This is a genomic window from Mesorhizobium sp. M2C.T.Ca.TU.002.02.1.1 (assembly GCF_003997225.1).
The window spans coordinates 1-2,842 of record NZ_RZTO01000777.1; the positions used below are offsets into that span (position 1 = coordinate 1).

The following is a 2,842-nucleotide window of genomic DNA, read 5'->3' on the forward strand; positions in this document are numbered from 1 at the left end:
GGTCGACGGCATAGGCGCGGGCAATGGCGCAGCGCTGCTTCATGCCACCCGACAAAGTCTTGGGCAGCGCGTCGGCGAACTGGCTTAGACCGACCAAGTCGATGAAGCGCTCGGCGATCTCGCGCCGGCGCGACGCCGGCTCGCCCCTGATGCGCAGGCCGAACTCGACATTGTCGCGCACGCTGAGCCAGGGAAACAGCGCATATTGCTGGAAGATCATGCCGCGTTCCGGCCCGGGGCCATTGACCGGCTTGCCGTCCACCGTCACCCGGCCGTCGCTTGCCTCGAGCAGGCCGGCGGCGATGTTGAGCGCGGTGGACTTGCCGCAGCCCGAAGGGCCGACCACGGTGACGAACTCGCCGTCGCCGACATCGAGCGAGAAGCGGTCGAGCGCAAGGAAGGAGCTGTCCTTCAGGTCGAAGCGGCGCGAGACGTTGTCGAAGACGATCTTCGGGGTCATATCCGCTCCTGCCAGATGGTGAGCCGCCGCTCGATCGCCTGCAGCGCGCGATCCATGGCAAGGCCGAGAATGCCGATGGCGAACAGGCTGACGAAGATCGTCGGCAGGTCGTAGTAGAGCTGCGCCTGCTGCATGCGGTAGCCGAGGCCGGACTGGGCTGCGATCAGCTCGGCCGCGACCACGGTCGCCCAGGCGGATCCGAGCCCGATGCGCACGCCAACAAGGATGAAGGGCGTCGAGGCCGGCACGACGACGCGCCGGAAGATGGTGAAATCCCTGGCGCCCAGCACGCGCGCGGCATTGATCATGGTGCGGTCGACGCTGATCACGCCCTGATAGGTGGCGACCACGCTGGCGAGGAAGGAGGCCAGGAAAATGACGAAGATCTTTGGCGTCTCCTCGATGCCCATGGTGACGATGGCCAGCGGGATGATGGCCAGCGGCGGGATCATGCGGAAGAATTGTAGGTAGGGTTCCACGAGCGCGCGCGCTATCCTGTACCAGCCCATGGCGAAGCCGACGGGAATGGCAAGCAGCACGCCGAGCAGGAAGCCGGCCAGCACGCGGGCCAGGCTGGCGGCGGTGTCGCGCAGCAGCTGGCCGTTGCCGGCAAGCTCGATGAAGCGCGACAGCACGTCCGGCGGCCGCGGCAGGCCGACGGCCCCGCTTGCGGTGAGCACCCACCAGATCGTGATGCCGGCAACCACGCCGGCAATGTTCAAGGCCAGGCCGGCGTAATCGAAGGCGGCCAGCCGGCTGGCCGAGGAAGCAGCGCGCGGCTTTTCAGCACCCGAACTCATCGCGGGGCTCCCGAATAGAACAGATGGTCGAGCGCCACCGCCGCGCCGCCGACGGCGCCGGCGCCTGGCCCGATGCCCGAGCGCTCGAAGCGCATCACGTCGCGCATCGGCGGCAGCACGCGCGGCGGCACGCCGGCGCGGATGGCGTCGATGAAGCTCTCGGGCGCCTCGCCGAGATGGCCGCCGAAAACAATCAGGTCCGGATTGAGCAGGTTGGCGGCGCTGGCGATGGCCGTCGTCAGATGACGCACGGCGTCGTTCCAGACCTCCGGGTGTTTTTCGACGGCGGCAAGCAGGCGCTTCGGATGCGGCGTGTCGATGCCGGCCGCGCGCGACAGTGCCCGTTCGGAAAGGAACGTCTCCAGGCAGCCGGTGCTGCCGCAGGCGCAGCGCGCGCCATGCTCGACGACCTGGATATGACCAAGCTCGACCGCGCCATGGCCGCCGGGGCGGAACGGCCGGCCGTCGACCACCAGCCCGGCGCCGAGGCCGGTGCGAAGATAGATGTAGAGCAGCGCCGAGGCCTCGCGGCCGATGCCGTAGCGCGACTCCGCCAGCGCCATGGCGCTGACATTGTGCTCGACAACGACGGGCATGCCGAGCGCGCTTTCGAGCTCGTCGGCGAAGGCGACGTCGCGCCAGTCGTAGTTGATCGACAACAGGTTGCGCCGCCGCTTGATATCGACGGGGCCCGGCACGCCCAGCCCCATGCCGAGGATCTTCGAGCGGTCGGCGCCGGTCTTGCGGATGAGGCTGTCAACCATGCGGGCAACTTTGGCGATGACGCGCGCCGGCTCGATGGTCGAGGTGTCGAAGTGGAAGGAATCGAGCTGCCTCACCGACGCCTTGAGATCGGTGACCGCGGCGTGAATGGTGCCCGCGCCGATGTGCACGCCGACGACGTGGTGGGCATCGGGCACCAACGCCAGGCCGACGGCCGGCCGGCCGATCGGCGCTCCACCACCGGCCGCCTGGGTGAGCTCGGTGACGATGCCGTCCTTCAAGAGCTGCGCGGTGAGATGGGTGAGCGCGGTCGGCGACAGCGCCGTGCGGCGCGCCAGCTCCGCCCGCGACTGCGGACCGTCATCCCTCAGGATGCGCAGAATCGCGCCGTGATGGATGCCCATTGTTCCTCCCATTTATTTTATAATCTTTAGAAATTAAAGGAAGGAGTCAAGCGAGGCTGGCGAAGCGATGATCTTGCGGGATTGGAAAGGCAAAGCGCGGCGCCAAAGCCGCCAATCTCCTCCCTCGTGGGGAGATTGGCCAATCACCCGGTCCCCGCCCCCGTGCGCACGGCCTCGCGATCGCTCTCGTCGCGTTTCACCCGCTCGTCGGAGATCAGCACCACCGGGCATGGGCTGCGCCGCAGAACCGCCGTCGTCGTCTCGCCGAAGATCAGTTCCTCGCCCTGGCGCCGCGCCACGCCCATGACGATCAACGCTACGTTGCGGCCCGCCTGGCGAGCGATGGCATCGGCCGCGGCGGCTCTGCTGCGGATCGCCGTCCCGATCTCGACGCCATAGCGGTCGGCAAGCGCGACGATATCCTTAAGCACCGCTTCCCGGCGGCGGTGAGAGAC

At 68.0% G+C, this 2,842-nt stretch carries 4 protein-coding genes; all 4 read right to left on the minus strand.

What is annotated here, in order from left to right; translation table 11 throughout:
* Positions 1-460 (minus strand): ATP-binding cassette domain-containing protein (locus tag EOD07_RS29220; RefSeq protein ID WP_127237814.1); only part of this gene is annotated, 460 nt, incomplete at its 3' end.
* Positions 457-1,260 carry an ABC transporter permease gene (locus EOD07_RS29225; RefSeq protein ID WP_127237815.1) on the minus strand — a complete coding sequence of 268 codons (804 nt, stop codon included), beginning with the start codon at positions 1,258-1,260 and terminating at the stop codon, positions 457-459. The genes EOD07_RS29225 and EOD07_RS29220, both read right to left, overlap by 4 nt.
* Positions 1,257-2,387, minus strand: a complete 1,131-nt coding sequence (locus tag EOD07_RS29230; RefSeq protein ID WP_127237816.1) for an ROK family transcriptional regulator — start codon at positions 2,385-2,387, stop codon at positions 1,257-1,259. The genes EOD07_RS29225 and EOD07_RS29230 overlap by 4 nt, the downstream gene beginning before the upstream one ends.
* Positions 2,388-2,530: 143 nt before the next feature.
* Positions 2,531-2,842: universal stress protein (locus EOD07_RS29235; RefSeq protein ID WP_164772642.1), on the minus strand; the 312-nt coding region annotated here is incomplete at its 5' end.

Bases quoted from the DNA above. Each gene is read 5' to 3' on its own strand.
- EOD07_RS29230 (WP_127237816.1), bottom strand. From the start codon at position 2,387: ATGGGCATCCATCACGGCGCGATTCTGCGCATCCTGAGGGATGACGGT.
- EOD07_RS29225 (WP_127237815.1), bottom strand. From the start codon at position 1,260: ATGAGTTCGGGTGCTGAAAAGCCGCGCGCTGCTTCCTCGGCCAGCCGG.